This is a genomic window from Gordonia amicalis, assembly GCF_022059885.1.
GTDB classification, from domain to species: domain Bacteria; phylum Actinomycetota; class Actinomycetes; order Mycobacteriales; family Mycobacteriaceae; genus Gordonia; species Gordonia amicalis.
Map to the genome: position 1 here is coordinate 2,806,759 of NZ_CP091855.1, position 24,857 is coordinate 2,831,615.

Below are 24,857 nucleotides of genomic sequence, written 5' to 3' on the forward strand. Positions count from 1 at the left end.
TCCGCGCGTCGACCGCCCTCGGGGACGAGGATTCGGCGATCTTGAGCGACATGTCAGATCGCATGCGCCACGCGCTGTTGCGGGTCAGTGGCAGGAGTGCATGAACCGTCGTGTTCCCCGTCCACGCGACACGATCCTCGGAAACCGTTGACTGAACCGACCCTGCCGGTACTGTGTTGGATATCACATAGGCTGTGGAGGGAGCGCCATGATAACGGCCGAAATGAGAGAACTGCACCGTAGTATCACCACGCTGCGGCATCACATCGTCGGACTGAGGGCGCACTACGGCGATACCGACGCGGTTCGCCGGATGGCCAACGACCTCGACCGCCTCGAGATCGACCTGCACGACTTCGAACACAGCCCGCCCAAGCCGATCAAGGTGAAGGCCAAGGAGCAGGTCGTCTACGTTCCCGACAGCAAGTCCGACGAGGCCGCGTGGCTCGGCGCTCAAGACGAAGGGCTCGGCTTCCACTCGCGTGAGCGCACGAAGTGAGCGCCCCCGCGGCTGAGCGGGAGTCACTCGGGGTCTTCTCCCCGAGACGGGCGCGCCTGACGGCGCGAACCCTACGGACCGACCGATGGTGGTTGTCGCCGTTGCTGACGGTCGTGGGTCTCGCGGCTTTCGTCGTCTACGCGACCGTGCGGTCGTTCGTCCGGAGCGCCTACTACGTCGCGGATTATCACTATCTGACGCCGTTCTACTCGCCGTGTCTGAGCGAGTCGTGCGTCCCTGGGTCGAGCCATTTCGGCACACCCTTCCCCGAGTTGCCGATGTGGATACCGCTGGCGTTCCTGTCGCTGCCGTTCCTGCTCGGATTCCGGTTGACCTGCTACTACTACCGCAAGGCCTACTACCGGTCGGTCTGGCTGTCGCCGCCCGCGTGTGCGGTCGCCGAACCCCATACCAAGTACACCGGGGAGACGCGGCTTCCGCTGATCATCCAGAACTCGCACCGGTACTTCTTCTATGTGGCCGTCATCATCTCGGTGATCAACACCTACGACGCCATCGTCGCCTTCCACGGCAAGGGCGGTGGTTTCGGCTTCGGGTTGGGCAACGTGATCCTCGTGGTCAACGTGCTGTTGCTCTGGATCTACACGGTGTCGTGTCATTCGTGCCGTCACGTGACCGGCGGCCGGCTCAAGCACTTCTCGAAACATCCGGTGAGGTACTGGATCTGGACGCGGGTCTCCAGACTGAACACCCGGCACATGCAGTTCGCCTGGATCACGCTCGGTACGTTGATGCTCACCGATTTCTACATCATGTTGGTGGCCAGCGACACCATCTCGGATCTGAGGTTCGTGGGTTGATCGATTGAGTCGAAACCACTGTTGTGCAACCGTTTTCAATGTTGGGAGTCGCGCTAGATGACCGAACCGGAACGCTACCAATACGACGTCGTTGTGATCGGTGCGGGTGGTGCCGGTCTGCGGGCGGTCATCGAGGCCCGGGAAAAGGGATATTCCGTGGCCGTGGTGTGCAAGTCGCTGTTCGGCAAGGCGCACACCGTGATGGCCGAGGGTGGTTGTGCGGCGTCGATGGGTAACGCGAACGCGAAGGACAACTGGGCGACCCACTTCCAGGACACGATGCGCGGCGGGAAGTTCCTCAACAACTGGCGGATGGCCGAACTCCACGCCAAGGAAGCACCCGATCGTGTGTGGGAGCTGGAAACCTATGGGGCGCTGTTCGACAGGACCGCCGATGGTCGAATCGCCCAGCGCAACTTCGGCGGTCACACCTACCCGCGGCTGGCGCATGTCGGTGACCGGACCGGACTGGAACTCATCCGGACGATGCAGCAGAAGATCGTGTCTCTGCAGCAGGAGGACTTCGCGGCGACCGGCGACTACGAGTCGCGGATCAAGGTCTTCGCCGAGTGCACCATCACCGAGCTGCTCAAGGACGGCGACGCCATCGCCGGCGCGTTCGGTTACTGGCGGGAGTCCGGGCGGTTCATCGTGTTCGAGGCGCCTGCCGTGGTGGTCGCGACCGGCGGGATCGGCAAATCCTTCAAGGTGACGTCGAATTCCTGGGAGTACACCGGTGACGGCCACGCTCTCGCCCTGCGCGCCGGCGCGAGCCTGATCAACATGGAGTTCGTCCAGTTCCATCCGACCGGGATGGTGTGGCCGCCCAGCGTGAAGGGCATCCTGGTGACCGAGGGCGTCCGCGGTGACGGCGGAGTCCTGAAGAACACCGACGGCAAGCGGTTCATGTTCGACTACATCCCGCCGGTGTTCAAGGGGCAGTATGCCGAGACCGAGGATGAAGCCGACGAGTGGCTGGCCGACAACGACTCTGCCCGCCGCACACCCGATCTTCTTCCACGTGACGAGGTCGCTCGGGCGATCAACGAGGAGGTCAAGGCCGGTCGCGGAACCGAACACGGCGGCGTCTACCTCGACATCGCCTCCCGGATGCCGGCCGAGGAGATCATCCGCAGACTCCCGTCGATGCATCACCAGTTCAAAGAGCTCGCCGACGTGGACATCACCGCCGAGCCGATGGAGGTGGGCCCCACCTGCCACTACGTGATGGGTGGGATCGAGGTCGATCCGGACACCGGCGCCTCCCGGGTACCGGGTCTGTTCGCTGCCGGCGAGTGCTCTGGGGGGATGCACGGATCGAATCGGTTGGGCGGTAACTCGTTGTCGGACCTGCTGGTCTTCGGTCGACGCGCCGGGCTCGGCGCGGCGTCGTATGTCGAGTCACTGGGCAACCGGCCCGGAATCGCCCAGGACGACATCGACCGCGCGGCGAGATACGCGCTCTCGCCGTTCGATCCGCCGGCCGACGGCAAACCGGAAAACCCCTACACGCTGCACATGGATCTGCAGCAGGCGATGAACGATCTCGTGGGCATCATCCGTAAGGAAGACGAGATGCAGGAAGCGCTGCGAGTTCTGGCCGACCTTCGAAACCGGCTCGGCGACATGCAGGTCGAAGGTCACCGGCAGTTCAACCCGGGCTGGCATCTGGCGATCGATCTCCGGAACATGTTGCTGGTCAGCGAGTGTGTGGCGAAAGCGGCCCTCATGCGTACCGAGAGTCGCGGCGGACACACGCGCGACGACCACCCGTCGATGGACTCGGACTGGCGCAACACACTGCTGGTGTGCACCGCGGACATCGGCGACGGCTCCCCGGTCCCCGAAGTCGACGTCGTGAAGCAAGAACAGACCCCGATGCGTCCGGATCTCCTGGAGTTGTTCGACTTCGCCGAGATCGAGAAGTACTACACCGCCGCTGAAATCGCCGGCCACCCCGATGCCGTTGGTAGGCAGGAGAACTGAGATGGGCTACGACGCGAGATTCCGGGTGTGGCGCGGCGACACCGAAGGAGGGGGGCTCCAGGACTTCACGGTGCTCGCGAACGACGGTGAGGTGGTGCTCGACATCATCCACCGCCTGCAGGCAACCCAGGCTCCCGACCTGGCCGTGCGATGGAACTGCAAAGCCGGCAAGTGCGGCTCGTGTTCGGCGGAGGTCAATGGTCGCCCCAAACTGCTGTGCATGACCCGGATGTCCACGTTCACCGAGGATGAGATCATCACGGTGACCCCGTTGCGGACGTTCCCGGTGATCCGCGACCTGGTCACCGACGTCTCGTTCAACTACGAGAAGGCCCGCGAGATCCAGGCCTTCACCCCGCCGCCGGGTCTGGGACCGGGGGAGTACCGCATGAAGCAGGTCGACGTACAGCGGTCCCAGGAGTTCCGTAAGTGCATCGAGTGCTTCCTGTGCCAGAACGTCTGTCATGTGGTGCGCGATCACGAGGAGAACAAACAGGCCTTCGCCGGGCCGCGCTATCTCATGCGCATCGCTGAGCTCGACATGCACCCTCTCGACGTCGCCGAACGGCGCGAGACCGCACAGAACGAGCACGGCCTAGGCTTCTGCAACATCACCAAGTGCTGCACCGAAGTGTGCCCCGAGAACATCAAGATCACCGACAATGCGCTGATCCCGATGAAGGAACGGGTGGCCGACCGGAAGTACGACCCGCTGGTGTGGTTGGGGAACAAGCTTTTCCGGCGGTAGTGTCGCTGCGGAGTATCGATCGCTTCGTGTAAATCGCGACGGTACTGGTTCCTCCGCGGAGGTCTGAGGTTCGGGGGCTCGAGGTGTGGGCACACCCGGTCGTCCCTTCGTGGTGATGATGACGATGATCGCGGCAGCGCCCCAACCGAGACTCGAACTCACACTGGACGGGATTTGAACCTGCGGCCGTGATGTCTGCAGATCGTCGAATCCGCCTTTCAAGGATGCTGCTGCTCATCCTGAACGAGGTGGTTTGGGCCGCTTACTGATTGCTCATCGTCTGGTCGGCCGAGGTAGGTCGATTCGAGCACGACGTCTTTGATGATCTTCTGGTATTCGGCGTGTGACGGGTGTTCTCGGGTATGCCAGTCGAGGCCCTCTTGGCCGCGCATGAATGCTCGGTACTGTGGGGCGCCTGGGTATTTGACGTTGTCTGCCACGACAACCGAGCCCGGGTGCAGCCATTCGTGATCCAGGATCCGGCGGAGATCGGGGAGATACGCGTCTTTTTCGTGGTCGATGAAGACGAAATCGAGGGTTCCGGGGGCGAACTGGTGTTTGTCGCCCAGCGTGCTGAGGGTTCTCCCGTCATCGTCCAACGTTCCGACGATCACGACGATGCGCTCGCCGATGCCCGCGTGATCCCAGATCCGTCGGGCCACAGCGGCGTTCGCCGGATTGAATTCGATCGAGTACAAGACGGCGTCGGCGGGCATGACACGCGCAATGCGCAGTGCGCTGTAGCCGCAGTAGGTGCCGAGTTCCAGCAACCGGCGCGGTTGTGCTGCTGCGACAGCGCGATCCAGCAACTTGCCTTTCTCGTCACCGATGTTGATCAGATAGCTCTTGGTATAGCAGAACTCGTCAATCGCCCGGATGACGTCGTCGATGTCGTTCCGGCGAGCATGCGTACACACGTAGTCGGCCAAGGCCTGTTCGCGACCGTCACCGACCTGCCAGGTGGCGCCCATATGCCGCAGACCGAACAGGAACCGCAGATACGACCATCGCAGAAACATCACCGGCCTACCGATGCACTCGTTGACGCCGATAGCCAGACCGAGTGCCGCGATGGCCGCCAGCGCAACCCGCGAGAGTCGACTCCCAAAGAGTCTCGGCCGACGTGTGATCAGCAGAACCGATGAAGCGACCGACACCGTGACCGCCAGGATCGCATCGAAGTGTTTGCCCACATGCCCCTCCGTCACTCTGCTGCCGACGTCATGGCAGACCTTCTGCGTGCTGCATGACTTCACGGTCGCCCGCCGATGCGATTGCGCCGAGTCAATTCGGCCTCCAGGATCGGTCCGATGACCGCGAGGGCCTCGGGGTTCGCCATTTGGGCATGCGTGACGTCGACGGAGTGTTCGATGATCGTTCCGGACACATACGGTCGCCACATGTCGCACGTGAGGCCGCCGGTGATTCCTTCGCGTGCCGAGAAGTACAGCAAGTCCCCGTCGTAGGATTTCGGCCGGTAGCGCGCCGACATGCCAACGCAGTCGACATATCCTTGGTGCAGGCGCTCGAGCTGCTGACGGGTCAACCCCCGGCCCGGCCCGGTGGTGTGGGCGAGCAGATCGACTGCGTCGTCGATGGCCAGCGGCCTGCTGTCAGGAGTGTCTGTCTCGTTGCCTTGTAGGTGGGTGATCAGATCGCGCAGCGTCGGCGATGGCGGTCGGGGTGTGCCGTCGGCGAACACGACGCTGTCGAGCATGATGAGCAAATCCACGTCATGCCCACGAGCGCGTAGCCCGATGGCAAGCGCGTGCGCGAGTTGCCCGCCCAGCGACCATCCCAACAGGTGGTAGGGCCCCTGTGGTTGCACACGGGTGAGCTCGTCGAGGTATACCTGCGCCAACTCCTCGACGGTTCGCCACCGCTGCCCTCCGGCGGCGATGGCTGGGGACTGCAGCCCGTAGATCGGCCGGTCGCTGACGTATTGCAGCAAGCCGGTGTAACACCACGACAGCGGCACGGCGGAATGCAGGCAGATCAACGGCGTCCCTGAACCGGTGCCACGCAACGGAAGAATTGTCTCCAGCGCGGACACACCTGCCGTCGGATCACTGTTCGTGCCGACCGTCGCCGAGGACTCGATGGCGGCTGCCAAGGTGCCCACCGTCGGGGTGAACAACGACGACATCGCCACCGCGGTGCCGCTCTGCTCCGACAATCGTTGACACAGATCCACTCCCAGCAGCGAATTGCCACCGAGTTCGAAGAAATTGTCGTCCAGACCGACGAGCGAGTGTCCGGTCACTTCGGCGATCGCCGCTGCCACGATGTGCTCGATCTGTGTTTGCGGCGGGCGAAATGCGGGACGCGCCAGCACTTGTGGATCAGGCAGTGCGGATCGGTCGGCCTTACCGCTGCCGGGGTTGATCGGTATCGCGGTCAGCGGCACCAACGCTGCCGGAACCATGGCCGGCGGCAACACCGTCCGCAACCGCGCCAACACGGCGGCGCGGTCGAAGCCGTCGCCATCAGCCGCGACGACATAACCGATCAACCGGTCGCCGAGTGTGTCGGACGTCCACATCCGCACCACGGCCTGATCAACTGCCTCGTCCGCGGTCAGAGCACGCTCGACTTCGGACGGTTCGATGCGCTGCCCGCGTAGCGAGATCTGGAGATCGCTTCGTCCGAGGTACTCCAGGGTGCCGTCCGGCTGCTCGCGAACCACATCACCGGTGCGATACATTCGGGTTCCCTCGGGGCCGTACGGGTTTGCCACGTAACAATGGACCGTGGTCGCGGGCCGTCCCAGATAGCCTCGCGCCAACGCGTCACCGGCGACATAGAGTTCGCCGCGGGCCCCGGGCGGTGCGAGGCCGAGCCTGGCATCCAGCACGAGAGTCTGCACTCCGGGGAGTGCCCCGCCGATCGTCATGGTCGCGTTGGGATCGAGCGCACCGGTGTGGGTCACGATCACAGTGGCTTCGGTCGGGCCGTAGGAATTGAACATGGGCACCCGGGTGGCCCAGCGGCCTGCAAGTGCCGGTGGGCATTTGTCGCCGCCGACGGTGACGCATTGCAGCGACGTCAGTCGATGCGGGTCGAGTGTCGCCAAAATGGTCGGCGTGACGTTCAAATGGGTGATCGCCTCCTGCTCGATCACCTGGGAGAGTTGTTCGCCGGCCACGATGTCCGGGGCCGGCACGACCAGCTTCGCACCGGACACGAATGCGGAGAGGTATTCGAGCATCGACGCGTCGCAGAAGGGTGAATGCGCCAGCAGCACCACCGATTCCGGGCGAATCCGGCCCCGAGCGAGCAGTTCGTCACTCAGTGCCGGCAGGCCCTCGTGAGTGCTGAGCACACCCTTCGGCTCGCCGGTGGATCCGGAGGTGTAGATCAGATAAGCGGGGTGAGCGGCGCGCAGCGGCCGTGTCCGATCCGCATCGGTCACTGCCACAACCGGCTGTGTTGCTGCGGCGCAGGTGAATTCGTCGCTGTCGAGTAGCAACCAATCCACCGCCGTGGCGTCCAGCAGTGTGCACCATCTGGTGAGGGTGATTCCCGACATCGCCCCAGAATCTGCAATCAGCTTCGTCACCCGCGCCGGCGGATCGGTGGGATTCACCGGGAAGAACACCGCCCCTGCCCGGGCTACCGCCCACAGCGCCATGACCGATTCCACCGATCGGGACAAGGCCACCGCTACAACGACTTCCGGACCGGCCCCACGTGCTGTCAGCTCACGTGCCCACTGTGCGGTCACCTCGTCGAGTTCGCGATACGACACCGACCGGTCCGGCCCGCTCAGTGCAATCCGTTCACCGGCACCGATCCCGGCCGCCAGCAGCTCCGGCAGCAACCGCGACCGACGCCGGGACTGCGGGGCCGCGACGCTCCGTGTGCCGGCCCTGAGTGCGAACACCTTCTCCCCGGCCGAAGCCCGCAGGAATCGGGACAACCAGTCCATGAACTGCTGGTGGTACCGATCCAGCTCATCTGCGGTGTACAGGGCGGGGTTGGCATGAAAATCGATGCTGAGGGGTCCGGTACCGACTCGGTAGCAGCTGACCGACAGATCTTCTACCGGCCCGGCCGAGAGCAGGTGCGCCCGACCGCGGGCGCCACCGAAGCCGATGCTCTCGGGAAGGGTGAGGACGTTGATCAGCGGACCATAGCCACTGCGACCGGCCAGCCCCACACCGTGGTCGCGGAGCAGGTCTTCGTGGCGATACAGTTGGTGCCGCAACGCGCCGATGATGGTCAGGCGCACCTGTTGCACCAGTTCAGCGACCGTGCTCTCGGCTACGCCTCGCACGCGTATGGGCACCACGTTCGAGACCATCCCCGCCGATCGACGCAGTGCCCCGGTGGTTCTGGCGGCCACCGGCAGTGACACTGTGACATCGCGGTCACCGGTCATGTGCGCCAGGAACCCGACTGCTGCCGCGACCAACACCTCTGCCATTCCGGTGCCGTACCGGCCGGCCACGGCATCGAGCCGCGCCGTTGCTGCTGCATCAACCGTTGCCTGCGCCGAATGCGGCCTTGTCGACGGTGCAGCGTACCGATCGGTCAGCTTGGTGATGTGATCCAGACCGGCGAGCTGCCCAGCCCAGTACGCGCGGTCGGCGTCGAATCGTGGCGAGCACCGATACCGCTGCTCGGTCGCCACAATCTCGGTCAGTAGCATCGCCCGACACGGTGGAGCGGCCGTACCTTCGGTTGCGGCGGAGTACAGTTCGGCCGTTCGCTGCGATAGTTGCGCGGCGCCGAAGCCGTCCATCGCAATATGGTGGCTGCGCGCGTACCAGCGGTATCGGTCGGGACCGAGGGTGAATATCACCGTCCTGGTGACATCGGGACCCGACAAGTCGATGGCGGCCTCAAGGTCGTTGCTCATCCAGACACGAGTGGCATGGTCTGGATCGGGTTGATCGCTCACATCGATGCAGTCGAACCCCGCCGGTAGATCATGGTCGACGTATTGGCGCGGCCTACCACCGACGACCGTGAAACGCACATGTGGCGACTGCAATTCTCGACCGGCCCGTCGCCAACAGTCCTGTAGCAGTTCGAGATCGACGGGTCCGTGCAGATCGGCATACTGAGAAATGGAGAACGGCGTGCGCGGGTGAAGTTGTTGCGCCATCCACAGTTCGGACTGCGCGACCGACAATTCGAAGGTGCTCGCCGCCGGTATCGCGCTGCCATTCTGGCGCACGTCGCCCGACAGGTCCAGCACGGCAAAGTCCTCAGCGCTCGACGGCGAGGGCGTCAGCGACGGCGACTGTGCTTGATTGCACTGTCACAGTTCGGCACCAGCTGCGAGGAAACGTTCAACGGCGTCCATCATCTGGCTGACCGAATCGGCGACATACAGCACTGGCTGACAGATGCTGTCGTCGATGTCGCTGGCAATGACATCCTCGACCCGGAAGTCTCTCAACTCCGCATCCTCGAAAGACTCCATCTCTGCAACCGAGGACAAGATGGCGGCACCACACGCTCGCGGGCGGCCGTTCTCGATGACCAGGCCGACCTCCATGGTGAACCAGAACAACCGTGAGATCGCCGTCCGCACCTCGTCAGAGTCGGCGTGTAAGGCAGCTCGTCCGAACCGGCGGTACAGCTCCGCGAACTCCGGATCGGCAAGCATCACCCCATGGCCGACCAGTTCATGAATGACATCGGGGTCAGGCGAGAATGATTGCTCCGTGACCGGGCGCACATCCGGGGTTGACGTGAGAATGCCCTTGGCAAGTGGTCCGTAGAACAGCGGGCCCGGTACTGCCCCCATCGCCGGTGCGAGCTCGAAGCCGGTCAAGGACCGAAGGGTACGTGAGACCTCACTGAGCTGCGGCACCCGGCCGGTGGGCAGCTTCACGCGTTGTGCGGCCCCCTGATACGCCATGCAGCTGAGATCCTCATGCATGCCGCGAAGGGTCGCGAACACACGCGACCACAAGGCGTCCTCTTCGCTGCTGTAGCCAAAATCGGGCAACGGTCGCCCCGGGCGAAACGCGCGGGTGACCCGCTCGCGCTCGGCTCGGATATCGAGACATGCTGTCATCGCAATCGGTACTTTCTCGTTGCTGGAATCTTCCTGCCAGTCTCAGTTGCTCCTGTTGACGCTCAGCTCAAATGTGTTCGGGTTCTCCGATTATGAACGGTAATCTTGCCACCCGTGCTGCGAACTCACCACAGACTGACAACATCTGGAGAAAGCAGTACCCGGCGAAATGTTTTGCGAAACCAGCGATGTCGTCCGGAATGTGCGAAATGGGCGCTTTGAATGTGGCCGATCTGCGACACGTTTCGGGATTCGGCTCATGCGCCGATCGCGGCAGCCAGTGTGGGCCAAGATCTGTGCAGCTGGTCTTGCCAGTACGGCCATGAGTGTGTGCCGGCCGCAGGCATGCCCACAGTCACCGGGATGCGCAGGGCACGTAAGCGGTCCACCAATGGCCGCGTGCACTGATTGACAAACGCCTCCAACGCTCCGCCGACGACAACTCGATCGACCAGCGCACCGACATTGCCGCCGATCCCCGGCGCATTGGGTGTTTCGTGCGGGCCCGGAAGGCCGGTGCCGACCGAAATGTACACGTGGGTGCCACGCAGTCGATCCGCGTGCAGCGTCACATCGTGGTCGGCCCACGCAGGATCGCCGGGTGGACCCCACATGTTGGCCGCATTGGCGCCGAAGATCGCCAACTCCGCGTACACCGACGCCTGCACCACGGGGTCGCTCATGCGTGTGCAGCCGCTGTAGGAACCCACCGCCTGATAGAGCCCGCGTGCATGGGCCGCCAGGTCCAGGGCCGAGGTCGCCGACATCGACAATCCGGCAACTGCATTTCGACCGGTCATGGAGAATCTGGCGTTGAGCAATGGCGGCAACTCGCGGGTCAGGAACGTCGCCAATTTGTTGGTGCCCAAGACGGGATCGTGATGTTGCCAATCGGTGTAGTAGCTGGCGCGGCCTCCCATCGGGATCACCACGTTGACGTTCTTGTCAGCGAAAAACGAGGCCACGTCGGTTCGTCCGGTCCACGCGCCCCCGCCCTCGCCGCCGTCGACGGCGTTGAGGAGATACAGCGCGGGTGCCGACGCATTCGGGTGCGACACCCACAGCGGTATCCGGCGATTCATCGCCGCCGAATACACCGTCACCGCGAACTGGCGTCCGCCCAGAGCCGTCACGGACACCACAGCGGATCGATCCGACCCAACTGGTCCTGCCGGGTTGGGCGCTGCGAATGCAACCGTGGAAGATGCGGCCATCGCGCAGACCACCATCCACGCGCCGACGGCCATCAACAGTGGGCCCCGCCGGCGCACCGTCATCGGACCGATTCGCTGCAAGCAGGTACACGCCGCCGAGCGTTCTGTTCATACATCCCGGAATCGTAGCCGCCGCGGGAATGGTCCCGGCGCGAATTTCGTGATGCAGTGTTGAGCGGGGTGCACGGCTGCTGTGAACGCGCTGTCGTCTACACCGCGATCGTCGGCGAACCGGTGCGTAATGACGGCGGATTTGCCGTTCAAATGAATGGAAACCAGCTGTGCGCGTGTGAATTTCATCGAACACGTGGACGGGCTGACGACGCACCAGTGGCGTTACCCGACCGGTTCTATGTCGGGCAGTCTCCATGTCTTGTCGAACCACGGTTCCAGCGGACCGTAGAGCCGGACTATCGCGAACCAGCTCTTGCCGGGCAGGGTCTGGATCCAGTTGCGGCTTCCCTCGGGCTGTTCGGGACCGAAGTGGACGTCGACTGAGCCGTCCTCGTTCGAGATCATGTCGCGGTCGCTGGCAACGGTGGGCCATTCCTGGTTGGTCTGCAGCATCGACCGGGTCTGGGTGTCGTAGACGACGATCGACCAGAAGTTGTTGACCGGTACGTTCGGCGGGACGTGCAGCCGGTAGGTCCTGCCGCCGTCGAAGGGCACACCGGTGGCATCGACGAACGCCGTCACATACTGCGATCCGGCGCCGACCATTTCCGTCAGGTACGCCGGACTTGATCCGCTCCCGATGAAGCCGAGGGCGGCACCGGTGTCGAGCATGGCGGCGCCATTGTCCTGCAATTGGTAGCCGGCGAAGAGGAAGACCCGCCAGGCGCCGTCCGGGTAGTAGCGTGCCTCGGGCTGGCGGATCCGGTAGAGGAGCGCGCGGGCGGTCGCATCGCCGACCGCGGCTGCCTCGGTCAGGATTGCCCGCATCCGCTCGTCGGGGTCGAACGGTTTGCCGTGCTGGATGCCGACGGCGGCGAACATCCCCAGCGTGACCGGGTCGGATGACTCCGGCGGGTCGGACTGGACCACCTCGTTGAGCAGCTCCCAGTACTGGTAGTCGGCGGCCGGGATGGTGACCCACGGCTCGAAGGAGACGTTCACGAATCGCATTGGCGGCGGGTCGTCGGCCTGAGCCAGGGGGTAAGCCCGGGCCTTCGCCTTGATCATGTCGGCGGCCGGATGCGGGTCGCCATGCTCGTCGCGGAAACCGCGCGAGACGAGGACCAACCCGTAGCTACGGGACCGCAACACGAAGTAGCCGTCCGGGACCTCGCCGTCGTATGCAGGCGGCAGGAACAGGTACTTGCCGCCCTGGCCCTTGTCGGGTCCGGTCGCGCCGATGTCGACGACCCATCGCCCCCACGAGTCGTCGATCAGGCCGTACACGTCGGGAGGGGCTTCCAGGACGATGGGTCCGTCGTGGAGGTCGATCCACATGTAGAAGTAGACGACGGTCGTGTGCATCGCCGGTCCGACGGTGCACGGGTGGCACAGGTCCTCCCAGAGCGCCATCGTGGTGTTGGCCGGGCCCCAGCGCGACAGCCCTCGGCGCCACGCCCCCCAAGACACCGGATGCTCCGCCAGCAGGTACGCCTGCACCGCCCGCTGGAAGTCCAGGTTGTCGAACAGTGTCCGGGTCGTCTCGTCGTCCGGGACTCCGTCGAAGAACCGCAGCGTGCCCAACCGGGTGTGGACCTCATCCGGCATCTCGATGCCGGGCGGAATCGGGGTTCGGTTCACGTGTGAGGTCATCGAGTCCTCCTGAGTCGATAGCCCTTGCCGAGATTCTCCGCCGCCGACCCCACGGCTCCCGCCACCCACTCAGGATGCGCCGTCTCGGCCCGCCCTGTCTGCCGGATCGACGAGGGAACACGTGACGGATCGGGAATGGTGGCGTCCGTCGACCGCTACAGCACGAAGTCCGGTGTCCGCTAACGGGTTACCTATCGAACGCCAGAGAACCGGCAGACGACCCGCCGGGGACTCCGCATCAAGAAGGAAGCGCAAGACTTTGCGGCCCAGCTGCTCGTTTCTACGTTGCGTGGGAATACATCGACCAGCAGATTCATACTCTGCCTCTGCAGTGCCCCCGGTGAGACTCGAACTCACACTGGACGGGTTTTGAATCCGTTGCCTCTGCCAATTGGGCTACGGGGGCCAGTGCTCGGGTTGCCCCGTGCAGGAGCCAACTTTAGATGATCGGCCGACCGGGCCGGCAGCCGGTACTCTTTCGGAGCAACTATGGCGTGGAGGAGGGGATGGTGACGGTGACCAACAGTGCGACGACAACAGCTGGTGAGACCACGAAGACACACCGGGTTCTGGTGGCCGAGGACGACTCGTTGATCCGCATGGATCTCATCGAGATGCTCCGTGAAGAGGGCTACGACGTCGTGGGCGAGGCCCCCAACGGGCAGGTCGCCGTCGAGCTCACCGAGTCGCTGAGGCCCGACCTGGTGATCATGGACATCAAGATGCCCATCCGGGACGGCATCGACGCGGCGACCGAGATCGCGGAGAAGCGGCTGGCGCCGGTGGTCATGCTCACCGCCTTCAGCCAGCGCGACTTCATCGAGAAGGCGCGCGACGCCGGTGCCATGGCCTACCTGGTCAAACCGTTCACCAAGGCCGACCTGGTGCCCGCCATCGAGGTCGCCGTCAGCCGCTATCACGAGCTCAAGCTGCTCGAGCGTGAGGTCGCGACGATGAACGAGCGCCTCGAAACCCGCAAGCTCGTCGAACGTGCCAAGGGTCTGCTCATGCAGAAACAGGGGCTGTCGGAGCCCGAGGCGTTCAAATGGATCCAGCGCGCTGCGATGGACCGTCGGACCACGATGAAAGCCGTGGCCCAGGTGGTGGTGGAGACCCTCGGAGCGAACTGAGCGACCGAGGGTCCGTTGACGCAATGCCTGTGCGCGCAAGTCAGTTTCACTGTCTTTACGCAGGGGCAACAAGATCGCGCTAGCTTTCTTCCAGCGAGGCGCGGTTCGATGCGTCGATGTCGATGCGCCGCCTTCGTGGGATACCTCCAATCGCAAGGAGAACACCGATGTCCTTTCGTTTCCTGACGAGCGGGGCGGTGGTCATGACGGCGGCGGCAGCGCTCGTCGTCGCCGGCTGCAGCAGCTCTGACTCCGGTTCCGACGAAGGCTCGGGAGGGTCGGCGAGCGCAGCTGTCGAGTCCACGCCCGCGCCTCCCGGACCGGGCCTCGCCCAGAAACTGGCCTGTAATCCGCCGAAGGCCACCCCGGGACCGGCGAGCACCGCGCCGCTGAAGATCGGAACGCTGCTCCCCGAGACCGGCTCCCTGGCCTTCCTGGGACCGCCCATGGTCGCCGGCGTCAACCTCGCCATCAAAGACATCAACGCCGCCGGCGGTGTGCTCGATCAGCCCGTTGCGCTGGTCACCGGCGACTCCGGCGACACCACCACCGACACGGCCAACGCCACTGTCGACCGCGAACTGTCCGCCGGTACCCAGGTGATCATCGGCGCGGCGTCGTCCTCGGTGTCGCTGAAGGTCATCGACAAGATCGCCAACGCGGGCGCCGTCATGTTCTCGCCGGCCAACACCTCCGACGAGTTCACCTGCTATCAGGACAAGGGTCAGTACTTCCGTACCGCTCCCGCGGATGTCCTGCAGGCACAGGCACTCTCGCAGACGATGGCCGAAGACGGCGTTCAGCGCGTGTCGGTCCTCGCGCTCAACGACCCGTACGGAACAGGCCTGGCCGACAACACCGTTCGTGACCTGGAGGCCGCCGGTGTGCCCGCCGACCAGATCCAGAAGATCATCTACGACCCGAACGCCCAGTCGTTCAACGCCGAGGTCGACCAGGTGAAGAACTTCAACCCGGATGGCATCGCGCTCATCGGGTTCGAGGAGAGCGCCAAGATCCTGACCCGTATGCACGAGGTCGGCATCGGGCCGAGCGACGGCAAGCTCGTGTACGGCGTCGACGGGAACATGGGCAACGCGCTGGGCCAATCGGTCGGTTCCGGTCTGCTCAAGGGCATGAAGGGCACCACGCCGCTCACGCAGACCAGCGGTGAGTTCCAGTCCGCCCTCAAGGAGCTCGATCCCGAGCTCATCGATTACAACTACTCGGGTGAGAGCTACGACGCCGCGGTGCTGAGTGCCCTCGCGGCGACAGCGGCCAAGTCGACCGACGGTCGCACCATCGCCGCCGACATCATCGGCGTGACCAACGGCGACGAGGACTGCGACTCGTACCAGGCCTGCCTGGACCTGCTGAAGAGCGGCAAGACGATCGCCTACGTCGGCAAGACCGGCAACCTGGCGTTCAACGCCGCCGGTGAGCCCAGCGTCGGCTCGTACGGTGTCCTCGAGTTCGACGGGGACAACAAGCTGCTGACCCCGACCCGCAAGTACGTGTCAGTGGCCGCGCAGTAGCCACAACGGAACCAGGGACCCTCGGCTCGCGAGCCGAGGGTCCCTGCGTCTGTCCGCTCATGAGATCCGGTGAGCGACGCTACTTCTTCTTCTCCGAGCTGCCCGCCAGGGTGCCCAGATAGAGCTCGATGATCTTGGGGTCGTTCGCGAGGTTGCGGCCGGTGTCGGTGTAGGCGTTGCGGCCCTGGTCGAGAACGTAACCGCGGTCGCAGATCTGGAGGCAGCGGCGGGCGTTCTGCTCGACCATGATGATCGAGACGCCGGTGGCGTTGATCGCCTTGCAGCGGATGAACACCTCGTCCTGGAACATGGGGGACAGGCCGGCCGACGGCTCGTCGAGCAGCAGCACCGCCGGATCCATCATCAGCGCACGTCCCATCGCGACCATCTGTCGTTCGCCGCCGGACAGCGCACCCGCCTTGACCTTTCGGCGTTCGGCCAGCAGCGGGAACAGTTCCGAGACGAACTCGAACCGTTTGACGAAGGTCTTCGGACGCAGGTAGACGCCCATCTCGAGGTTTTCTTCGATCGACAACGCGGGGAACACGTTCTGCGTCTGCGGGACATACCCGACGCCCTTGTCGACGAGGACGTGGGCCTTGGCCGACGTGATGTCGTCGCCCCGTAGGGTGACCGAGCCCTCTCGCACCGGGATCAGCCCGAACAGGGTCTTGAGCAGTGTCGACTTGCCGGCACCGTTGGGCCCGATGATGCCCACGATCTCGCCGTCGTCCAGGAAGAAGTTGCACTCCTCGAGAATGTTGATGCCCGGTAGGTAGCCGGCGGTGATGTCGTCGGCACGTAGCAGGGCATTCGTGGCGAGCCTGCGGTGTTCCTCCGGCGTGGCCGCGAGCTGTGCCGGCGTCAGCGACCCGGCGTCCGAACCGGTGCTCATCACTGCGCCTCCTTCTCGTCCGCGATGGTGGGCGGTAACTCGGTGACCTCCGACAGATCGCCGCCCACCTCCAGAGTGGCCTCGATGGCCGCCTCGACCTTCTCCGCGAGCACGGCGGTCGCGCCGACCGGTTGCCCCCGGTCGTCGAACTCCAGCGCCTGATCGTGATGCCCCCCGAGATAGGCGTCGACGACGGCCTCGTTGTCGCCCAGGCGATCCGGCAGGGATTCGGCGATGATCTGTCCCTGGGCCATCACCACGACCCAGTCGCTGATGTTGCGGATCACGTCCATGTCGTGTTCGACGAACACCACTGTGACGCCCTCGTCCCGCAGCGACTTGATGTGTTCGAGCAGGCTCTGCGTCAGAGCCGGGTTCACACCCGCCATCGGCTCGTCGAGCATCACTATCTCCGGATCGGTCATCAGCGCGCGCGCCATCTCCAGCAGCTTGCGCTGCCCACCCGAGAGCGACCCGGCGAAGTCGCCCGCCTTGGCGTCGAGCTTGAACCGACGCAGCAGTTCGTGGGCGCGCTCGGTGATCTCGGCCTCCTGCTTGCGCCACGTCCACGGTGCGAGGGCGGCGAGGAAATGCTCGCCACGCTGCCCTGTCGCACCGAGTTTGACGTTGTCGAGCACCGACAGCTTCGACAGTGCCTTCGTCAGCTGGAAGGTACGGACCATGCCCCGTCGGGCGACCTGGTGCGGAACCATCCGGCCGAGGGATTCGCCGTTGAGCGACCAGGTACCGGAATCAGGCTTGTCGAAACCGGTGATCAGGTTGAAGAAGGTGGTCTTGCCGGCGCCGTTGGGGCCGATGAGACCGGTGATGGCCCCGCGCTGCACCTCCAGGTGATCCACCTGGACGGCCTTGATCCCCCCGAAGGTGCGAGAGATGTTGTCTACCACGATGATCGGGTCGGGTTTGGCGGACCCGGGTTCGGGTGAGACGTCGGCGAACAGGCGCGAACGTTCGGGAGCGGACAGCGTCTTGAGGTCGCGGCGCGTCGCCCTGGTGTCGGCGATGTCGGGGTCTGTCCCGTCGACCGTGACCCCGGCGGCCGATCCGGTGGGCGTCGAGGGTTCGTCGTCGTGAGCCGTATGGCGGCCGTCATCAGGCATCGAGTTGCACCTCCCTCTTGTTGCCGAGGAGTCCCTGTGGCCGGAACACCATCATCAGAATGATCGCCAGACCGAGCAGCACGTAGCGGATCGCGCCGACCTGCTGTGCCGACAGGTCGAGCAGGGGGTCGTCGCCGGCCGTCGCCTGGCGCAGCAGTGCGTCGGGGATGGCAAGGAGGAACCAGAAGAGCATCGCACCGAGAACCGGTCCGAACACGGTCGCCGCACCGCCGAGGATCAGTGCGCCGTAGGCGAAGAAGGTCTGGGCGGTCGAGTAGAAGTCGGGGTTGATCGATTGCGTTGCAAGCGCGTTGAACACGCCTGCGAGGCCGCCGATGCAACCGCCGAGGATCAGCGCCTGCATCTTGAAGAAGTAGGCGTTCTTGCCGAGCGAACGGGCCGCGTCCTCGTCTTCGCGCACCGCCTTGAGTACACGCCCCCACGGGCTGCGCACGAGGAGATAGACCATGAGGCAGAGGAGACCGACGACGATCCAGCCCACCACCATCGACCACAGGTCGCCACCGAGGAATGTGACCCCGAGGAACGAGTACTGCTTGCCGTTGTCGAACGGGCTGATCGTGAAGAAATCGCTCGCGTATCCGTAGATGCCGTTGGTGGAGTGGGTGAAATCGTCGGCCGACGTCGAACGGAACACCAGTCGCAGGATCTCCGACGCGGCGATCGTCACGATCGCCAGATAGTCCGCTCGCAGACGTAGCGTCGGGATGCCGAGGACCACCGCGAGCATGCCGGCGGCGGCGATTCCCACGATGGCGCCCAGCCACAGTGGCTGGTCGTAGTTGACGGCCATGATGCCGACGCCGTAGCCGCCGAGGAGCGCGAAGGCGATCTGGCCGAAGTTGAGCAGCCCGGCATAGCCGAAGTGCAGGTTGAGACCGATGGCCAGCAGAGCGTAGAAGATCGCCGACGGGCCGACGAGCTGCGCGAGCGCAATCTGTAGCGCGGAGATGATGTCCATGGGTCAGCCGATCCTCGCTCGCGACCCGAGAATGCCCTGGGGCCGGATGGTCAGGATGATGATCAGGATCAACAGGCCGCCGATGTATTTGAGGTCGGGACTGAGGATGTACGTCGACAGCTGGACGAGCAGTCCGACGATGAGGCAGCCGAGCAGCGCGCCGTAGGCGGTGCCGAGACCGCCGAGGGTGATGCCCGCGAACATCAGCAGCAGGAGCTTGAAACCCATCTCCCACTGCACGCGGCCACCGAGTTCGGAGAGCGCGAACATCACGCCGCCGAGCGTCGCCAGCCCGCCGGCGAGTGCCCACACGAACAGGATGACGCGGTCGACGTCGATGCCCGACGACTCGGCGAGATCCTTGTTGTCGGCGACGGCCCGCATCGCCTTGCCGATCCTGGTGCGCTGCAACAGCAGAGCCACGCCGAGAAGCACGACGATGCAGATGATGATGCAGGCGAGATTGACCGGTGTGATCGCGAACGGACCCGACCCGATCTGGGTCTGCGCCTGATAGTCGTCGAATGGTTCGGCCCGGTCGGAGAAGAAGATCAGGATCAGATACCGCATCACCAGGGCCAGACCGATCGACACGACGAGCATGGCGATCAGCCCGGTTCGTCGTCGTCGCAACGGTCTCCAGAGGCCGAGCTCGTTCAGGATGCCGATGCCGACGCCGACGATGACGGCGAGGATCGTCGCCGGTATCAGCTGCAGCCCGACCCTCACGTTGAACACCCACGCGACGACGGCTCCCAGTGTCACCAGCTCCCCGTGGGCGAAGTTGGTCAGGCCCGTCGTACCGAAGATCAGGCTGAGCCCGACGCCGGTGATGGCGATGATGAGGCCGAAGCGGATGCCGTCGATCGCCAGGCGCGTGAGTTCGGAGACCGCCGACACCTCGGTGCCGGTTCGGACCTCGCCGAACGAGAAGATGACCGGCCGGGCGGTCCCACCGCTGACATCGACCGGTAACTCGGACTTCTGGACCTCGACATCGTCTGGGAGAGAACCGGTGTCGACGACGATCGTGTACTTTCCGGGTGGGACCATGACCGACCAGGCGCCGGTCCCGGACGAGGTCGCCGTCCCGACGACGCTGCCGGCGGCGTCCTTGGCCTCGAGTTTCACACCCGCGACCTTCTCCGTGCCGTTCCGCAGGACGCCGAAGACCCGCACCTCGTCGGGAGCGGCGTCGGCCGACGGGGTCCCGAACAGCCCCCACAGGATCGATGCCGCGATCAACAGCAGGATGGTCGATGCGGTGCGCCGGGTGAAAGTCCTGCGTGTCGGTGATCGCCGGGATGGCGGGCGGGAGGACGGTGAACGGGTCTGGCAGGCGGGCTGACACTCGGGGCGATGCGCGTGAATCCGTTCGGTGTGGTCATCGGACACGAGTGGGGCCTGCCGGTCAGGCTCTGTCATCGAGGGTGGTACCTCCCTGTTGACCCGTGCGGGTTGGCTTCGGTCGGCGCATGAGCCCGCCGGTGTCGCTGTGCGGCGGGTCACTTGGGGAACTTAGCCGCAGCATCGTCGCCACGTGACGACAACGACGTTTCCCGGAAGTTACATCTGCGGCGCGACGCGATCGGTGCGATCGACGCAATGTCGTGTCGGCTCGACGATCGCGCCGTACGCTGGTCGGATGGTGCCGGTGACCATCACGCAGACGAAAGACGTCGAACTCGCGAGTGCGTTGCTCGCACAGGCCTTCGCCGACGATCCGGTGACGGTGTGGATGGACCCCGACACGTCTCGACACCGCGCGATGTTCCGCACGCTGCTGGTCCACAGTCACGGACGAGGTTCGACGCTCGATCTCGCGATGCGCGACGGGCAACCGGTCGGTGCGGCCGCCTGGGACCCTCCTGGGCACAAGATCTCGATGTGGGATCAGATCGTGTCGTCGTGGGAGTTCTTCCGTACTCTCGGGTCTCGCGTCAACCGCGGGATCAAGCTCGAGACGGAGTTCGCGAAGTATCGTCCCAAAGAACCCCACTGGTATCTGGGGCAGATCGGTGCCCCGGTCAAAGGTGCCGGCATCGGCACGGCGCTGCTGACGCACCGGCTCGAGCAGATCGACGGACCCGCGTACCTGGAATGCTCCAATGCCCTCAACGTGCCGCTGTACGAGCGGTTCGGCTTCCAGGTCACCGAGGAGTTCGAACTGCCGCTCGACGGCCCGAAGGTCTGGGCGATGTACCGGCCGATGTGACACCTGGTCGTCCACCTCCGAGTCGATCACCCGGCGGGCGGGGTCCGGGTGTCGGAACGGATCACTAGACTCAGCGACTGTGAGTCCAGCGCAGAGTTCCCCGGCAGCAACCCGTACCGGCAGCAAGGTCAAGACCAAGCAACCGGTCCTCATGCTCCTCGACGGACATTCCCTGGCATATCGGGCGTTCTTCGCGCTCCCGGCCGAGAACTTCAAGACGCACTCCGGGCAGACCACGAACGCCGTCTACGGCTTCACCTCGATGCTGATCAACCTGCTGCGCGACGAGGAGCCGACCCACATCGCGGCCGCCTTCGACGTCTCGCGGAAGACGTTCCGCTCGGAGATGTACCCGGAGTACAAGGCGCAGCGCTCCAAGTCGCCCGACGAGTTCAACGGGCAGGTCGACCTCACCAAGGAGGTTCTCGACGCGCTGGGCGTCACGGTCATGGCCATCGAGGGCTACGAGGCCGACGACATCATCGCGACCCTCGCGACCCAGGCCCGCGAACAGGGTTTCAAGGTGCTGATCGTCACCGGTGACCGCGATTCGCTCCAGCTCGTCGACGCCTCGACCACGGTCCTCTACCCGCGCAAGGGTGTCTCGGACCTCACGCGTTTCACCCCCGAAGAGGTGGAGAAGAAGTACGGTCTCACCCCGGCGCAGTACCCGGACTACGCCGCACTGCGCGGCGACCCCAGCGACAACCTGCCCGGCATCCCCGGGGTGGGGGAGAAGACTGCGTCGAAGTGGATTCGTGAATACGGTTCGCTGGCCTCGCTGGTCGATCACGTCGACGAGGTGAAGGGCAAGGTCGGCGACGCCCTGCGTGCTCATCTCGCCTCGGTGCAGACCAACCGTCAGCTCACCGAACTCATCCGCGACATGCAACTGCCGGCCGGCCCCGACGACCTCGCGATGGTCGGCTGGGATCGCGACCGCATCCACCAGCTCTTCGACGACCTCGAGTTCCGCGTCCTGCGCGACCGCCTGTTCTCGACCCTGAGTTCCGTTGAGCCCGAGGCCGAAGCCGGATTCGACCTCGACGGTTCGGTCCTCGGTGCCGGTGAGGTCGCGAGCTGGCTCACCGAACACGCCCGAACGGGCCGCACGGGTCTCGCGGTGACCGCGCCGCACGTCGTCGTGGGCTCCGACCCGACCGGTCTGGCGATCGCGGCCGCCGACGGCTCGTCGGCGTACGTCGATGTGACCACGCTGACGCCGGAAGATGATGCGGCACTGGCCAACTGGCTTGCCGATCCCGACGCGCTGAAGGCTGTTCACGAGGCCAAGTGGGCGGTGCACGCGCTGCGCTCGCGCGGCTGGAAGCTCGACGGGGTCACCAGCGATACCTCGCTGGCGGCATATCTCGTCCGCCCCGGACAGCGGACCTTCAACCTCGACGACCTGGCCCTGCGGTATCTGCGCCGGGAACTGCGCGCCGACACGGGTGCGGGTGACGGCCAGATGTCACTGCTCGACGACGACACCGAGGGCAAGGTCGCCGAACAGCACATGCTCGAGGCGCGGGCGGTACAGGAACTCGCCGACACGCTCGACATCGAGCTCGACCGCATCGACTCCAAGCCGCTGCTGACCGAGATGGAGCTGCCGCTGTCGTTCGTGCTGGCCGACCTCGAGGCCGCCGGCATCGCCGTCGACGTCGACCACTTCAATGCACTCGCGCAGATGTTCAACGACCGGATTCGTGCAGCCGCGGAATCGGCCTACGAGGTCATCGGCGAACAGATCAACCTGGGCTCGCCCAAGCAGTTGCAGACCGTGCTCTTCGACAAGCTCGACATGCCGAAGACCAAGAAGACCAAGACCGGTTACACCACCGACGCCGACGCCCTGCAGTCGCTGTACGAGAAGACCGAACATCCTTTCCTCGCACACCTTCTCGAGCATCGCGACGCCACGAGGCTGAAGGTCACCGTCGATGGTCTGCTGAAATCGGTGGCGGACGACGGTCGCATCCACACCACCTTCAACCAGACCATCGCGGCCACCGGCCGGTTGTCGTCGACCGAGCCGAACCTGCAGAACATCCCGGTCCGCACCGAGGCCGGACGCGAGATCCGCCGCGGCTTCATCGTCGGCACCGACCAGGCGTCCGAGGTCAACTACGAAAGTCTGATGACCGCCGACTACAGCCAGATCGAGATGCGGATCATGGCGCACCTGTCGGAGGACGAGGGACTGATCGAGGCCTTCAACACCGGTGAGGACCTGCACAACTTCGTCGGGTCGCGTGCCTTCGGGGTGCCGATCGACGAGGTGACCATCGAGATGCGTCACCGCGTGAAGGCGATGTCGTATGGACTTGCCTACGGCCTCAGCGCTTTCGGGCTCGCGGCACAGCTGAAGATCAGCCGCGAGGAGGCCAAGGAACAGATGGAGGCGTACTTCGCGCGCTTCGGCGGCGTACGTGACTATCTGCACGATGTGGTCGCCGAGGCCCGGCGCAACGAGTACACGGCGACCCTGTTCGGCCGCCGGCGTTACCTGCCCGACCTGAACAGCGACAACTGGCAGCGGCGCCAGTCCGCGGAGCGGATGGCGCTCAACGCACCCATCCAGGGCACCGCGGCCGACATCATCAAGGTCGCGATGATCAACGTCCACAAGCGATTCGTCGCGGAGAAGCTGACATCGCGGGTGCTGCTGCAGGTCCACGACGAACTCGTGGTCGAGGTGGCGCCCGGTGAGCGGGACGCGGTGGAGGCCGCGGTGCGTGAGGAGATGGGTAACGCCATCACGCTGTCGGTCCCGCTCGAGGTGTCGGTCGGGTTCGGTCGGTCCTGGGACGACGCGGCCCACTGATGGTCTCCTCGCCCAGGCGAGTCGGTGTTCTCATCGGCGACGGCATCGGTCCCGAGGTCGTGCCGGCCGCGATGACGGTGGCCGACGCGGCAGCGGCCGTGGAGGGCTTCGGGATCGATTGGGAGGAACTCCCGTTCGGTGCCGCCGCCATCGCCTCCCACGACGACGCGGTACCCGATGCGACGCTGTCGGCCCTCGACGACCTCGGTCTGTGGATCGTCGGGCCGCACGATTCGGCGTCGTACCCGGTCGAGCACCGCAGCCGCACCCCGGGGGCGGTGCTGCGCACCAGGTACGGACTGTTCGCCAATCTCCGTCCCGCCAAAGCATTTCCGGGCGTGCCGGCGACGAAGCCCGACATCGATGTGTTGATCGTCCGGGAGAACTCCGAAGGCCTCTACGCCGACCGCAACATGACCGTGGGCAGCGGTGAGTTCATGCCGACCCCGGATGTCGCACTGGCCGTGGGGCTCGTGACCCGGTCGGCCAGCGAGCGCATTGCGCGGGTCGCCTTCGAAGCCGCACGGGACCGCGCTGATTCCGGTCGTCCGGCACGGCTGGCCATCGTGCACAAGGCGAACGTGCTGCGCCTGACCACGGGCCTGTTCCGCGACGCGTGCCGGGAGGTCGGCGAGGAGTTCCCCGACGTGGAGGTCACCGAACAACACGTCGACGCCATGGCGGCGCTGCTCGTCCGCCGACCCGCCGACTTCGACGTCATCGTCACCGAGAACCTCTTCGGCGACATCCTGTCCGACCTGGCGGGCGAACTCGCCGGCTCGCTCGGGATCGCCGGTTCGGTGAACTGTTCGACGACCCAGGTGATGGCGCAGGCCACCCACGGAGCCGCCCCGGACATCGCCGGGCGGGGCGTCGCGAATCCCGTCGCCATGATCGCGTCGGTGGCCATGGGGTTCCGGCGCTACGGGCTCATCGCGGACGACCCGGGACTCATAGCGGCTGCCGACCGCATGGATTCGGCGGTCGCCGGCACCCTCGCGGCCGCGATCGCGACCGCCGACCTGGGCGGGACGGCGTCGACCACCGAGTTCGCCGCGGAGGCGGTCCGGCGGGTGACCGGCCCGTGAC

The 24,857-nt window shown here is 65.1% G+C and carries 18 protein-coding genes and 1 tRNA gene; 9 read left to right on the forward strand and 10 right to left on the reverse strand.

Annotated elements, in window-relative coordinates:
* The first annotated feature begins 208 nt into the window (after positions 1-208).
* Genes IHQ52_RS12935 through IHQ52_RS12950 form a run of 4 tightly spaced genes read left to right on the forward strand, consistent with a single transcriptional unit; the run spans position 209 to position 4,054 of the window.
* The gene (locus IHQ52_RS12935; protein WP_024498745.1) at positions 209-499 is read left to right on the forward strand and encodes a hypothetical protein; all 291 of its coding nucleotides are present in this window, start codon (positions 209-211) and stop codon (positions 497-499) included.
* Positions 496-1,320, forward strand: coding sequence for a hypothetical protein (locus tag IHQ52_RS12940; RefSeq protein ID WP_024498744.1), 825 nt, complete (start codon positions 496-498; stop codon positions 1,318-1,320). The genes IHQ52_RS12935 and IHQ52_RS12940 overlap by 4 nt, the downstream gene beginning before the upstream one ends.
* 57 nt (positions 1,321-1,377) lie before the next feature.
* Positions 1,378-3,306: a fumarate reductase/succinate dehydrogenase flavoprotein subunit gene (locus tag IHQ52_RS12945; RefSeq protein ID WP_024498743.1), complete on the forward strand. Its 1,929-nt coding sequence runs from the start codon at positions 1,378-1,380 to the stop codon at positions 3,304-3,306.
* Between the two features lies 1 nt (position 3,307).
* The gene (locus IHQ52_RS12950; protein WP_024498742.1) at positions 3,308-4,054 is read left to right on the forward strand and encodes a succinate dehydrogenase/fumarate reductase iron-sulfur subunit; all 747 of its coding nucleotides are present in this window, start codon (positions 3,308-3,310) and stop codon (positions 4,052-4,054) included.
* A gap of 218 nt (positions 4,055-4,272) precedes the next feature.
* Here IHQ52_RS12950 and IHQ52_RS12955 read toward each other — a convergent pair whose 3' ends face one another.
* The 6 genes from IHQ52_RS12955 to IHQ52_RS12980 all read right to left on the reverse strand — a co-directional run bounded on the left by IHQ52_RS12955 (position 4,273) and on the right by IHQ52_RS12980 (position 13,472).
* Positions 4,273-5,073, reverse strand: a complete 801-nt coding sequence (locus IHQ52_RS12955) for an O-methyltransferase (protein ID WP_081712444.1) — start codon at positions 5,071-5,073, stop codon at positions 4,273-4,275.
* Between the two features lie 233 nt (positions 5,074-5,306).
* On the reverse strand, positions 5,307-9,257 hold the full coding sequence (locus IHQ52_RS12960; protein ID WP_024498740.1) for a non-ribosomal peptide synthetase: 3,951 nt from the start codon (positions 9,255-9,257) through the stop codon (positions 5,307-5,309).
* A 63-nt stretch (positions 9,258-9,320) separates the two neighbouring features.
* Entirely contained in the window at positions 9,321-10,085 is a 765-nt protein-coding gene (locus IHQ52_RS12965) for an amino acid hydroxylase (RefSeq protein WP_024498739.1), read from the reverse strand.
* A 257-nt stretch (positions 10,086-10,342) separates the two neighbouring features.
* A complete protein-coding gene (locus IHQ52_RS12970; RefSeq protein ID WP_024498738.1) occupies positions 10,343-11,227 on the reverse strand; it encodes an alpha/beta hydrolase in 885 nt (294 codons plus the stop codon).
* 408 nt (positions 11,228-11,635) lie between these two features.
* Positions 11,636-13,066, reverse strand: coding sequence for a DUF1254 domain-containing protein (locus IHQ52_RS12975; protein WP_024498737.1), 1,431 nt, complete (start codon positions 13,064-13,066; stop codon positions 11,636-11,638).
* A 332-nt stretch (positions 13,067-13,398) separates the two neighbouring features.
* Positions 13,399-13,472: transfer RNA gene (locus IHQ52_RS12980), tRNA-Leu, on the reverse strand.
* 100 nt (positions 13,473-13,572) lie between these two features.
* Between IHQ52_RS12980 and IHQ52_RS12985 the strand changes: the two genes are divergently transcribed.
* Both IHQ52_RS12985 and IHQ52_RS12990 read left to right on the forward strand, forming a co-directional pair.
* Positions 13,573-14,196 carry an ANTAR domain-containing response regulator gene (locus tag IHQ52_RS12985; protein WP_024498736.1) on the forward strand — a complete coding sequence of 208 codons (624 nt, stop codon included), beginning with the start codon at positions 13,573-13,575 and terminating at the stop codon, positions 14,194-14,196.
* A 167-nt stretch (positions 14,197-14,363) separates the two neighbouring features.
* The gene (locus IHQ52_RS12990) at positions 14,364-15,728 is read left to right on the forward strand and encodes an ABC transporter substrate-binding protein (RefSeq protein ID WP_024498735.1); all 1,365 of its coding nucleotides are present in this window, start codon (positions 14,364-14,366) and stop codon (positions 15,726-15,728) included.
* Between the two features lie 79 nt (positions 15,729-15,807).
* On the opposite strand, the gene IHQ52_RS12995 is transcribed toward IHQ52_RS12990, so the two are convergent.
* The 4 genes from IHQ52_RS12995 to IHQ52_RS13010 are packed head-to-tail and all read right to left on the reverse strand — an operon-like array spanning position 15,808 to position 20,151.
* Entirely contained in the window at positions 15,808-16,623 is an 816-nt protein-coding gene (locus IHQ52_RS12995; RefSeq protein WP_024498734.1) for an ABC transporter ATP-binding protein, read from the reverse strand.
* Positions 16,623-17,744, reverse strand: coding sequence for an ABC transporter ATP-binding protein (locus IHQ52_RS13000; protein ID WP_024498733.1), 1,122 nt, complete (start codon positions 17,742-17,744; stop codon positions 16,623-16,625). The genes IHQ52_RS12995 and IHQ52_RS13000 overlap by 1 nt, the downstream gene beginning before the upstream one ends.
* On the reverse strand, positions 17,737-18,726 hold the full coding sequence (locus IHQ52_RS13005; RefSeq protein WP_024498732.1) for a branched-chain amino acid ABC transporter permease: 990 nt from the start codon (positions 18,724-18,726) through the stop codon (positions 17,737-17,739). Before IHQ52_RS13005 ends, IHQ52_RS13000 begins: the two co-directional genes overlap by 8 nt.
* Before the next feature lie 3 nt (positions 18,727-18,729).
* Positions 18,730-20,151, reverse strand: a complete 1,422-nt coding sequence (locus IHQ52_RS13010; RefSeq protein ID WP_238063543.1) for a branched-chain amino acid ABC transporter permease — start codon at positions 20,149-20,151, stop codon at positions 18,730-18,732.
* Between the two features lie 220 nt (positions 20,152-20,371).
* On the opposite strand from IHQ52_RS13010, the gene IHQ52_RS13015 reads away from it, so the two are divergent.
* From IHQ52_RS13015 to IHQ52_RS13025, 3 genes are all read left to right on the forward strand, one after another.
* On the forward strand, positions 20,372-20,941 hold the full coding sequence (locus tag IHQ52_RS13015; RefSeq protein ID WP_238063545.1) for a GNAT family N-acetyltransferase: 570 nt from the start codon (positions 20,372-20,374) through the stop codon (positions 20,939-20,941).
* Between the two features lie 79 nt (positions 20,942-21,020).
* Positions 21,021-23,768, forward strand: a complete 2,748-nt coding sequence (gene polA / locus IHQ52_RS13020) for a DNA polymerase I (RefSeq protein ID WP_035760413.1) — start codon at positions 21,021-21,023, stop codon at positions 23,766-23,768.
* Positions 23,768-24,856, forward strand: a complete 1,089-nt coding sequence (locus tag IHQ52_RS13025) for an isocitrate/isopropylmalate dehydrogenase family protein (protein ID WP_238063547.1) — start codon at positions 23,768-23,770, stop codon at positions 24,854-24,856. Before polA ends, IHQ52_RS13025 begins: the two co-directional genes overlap by 1 nt.
* The last annotated feature ends 1 nt before the right edge of the window (position 24,857 follow it).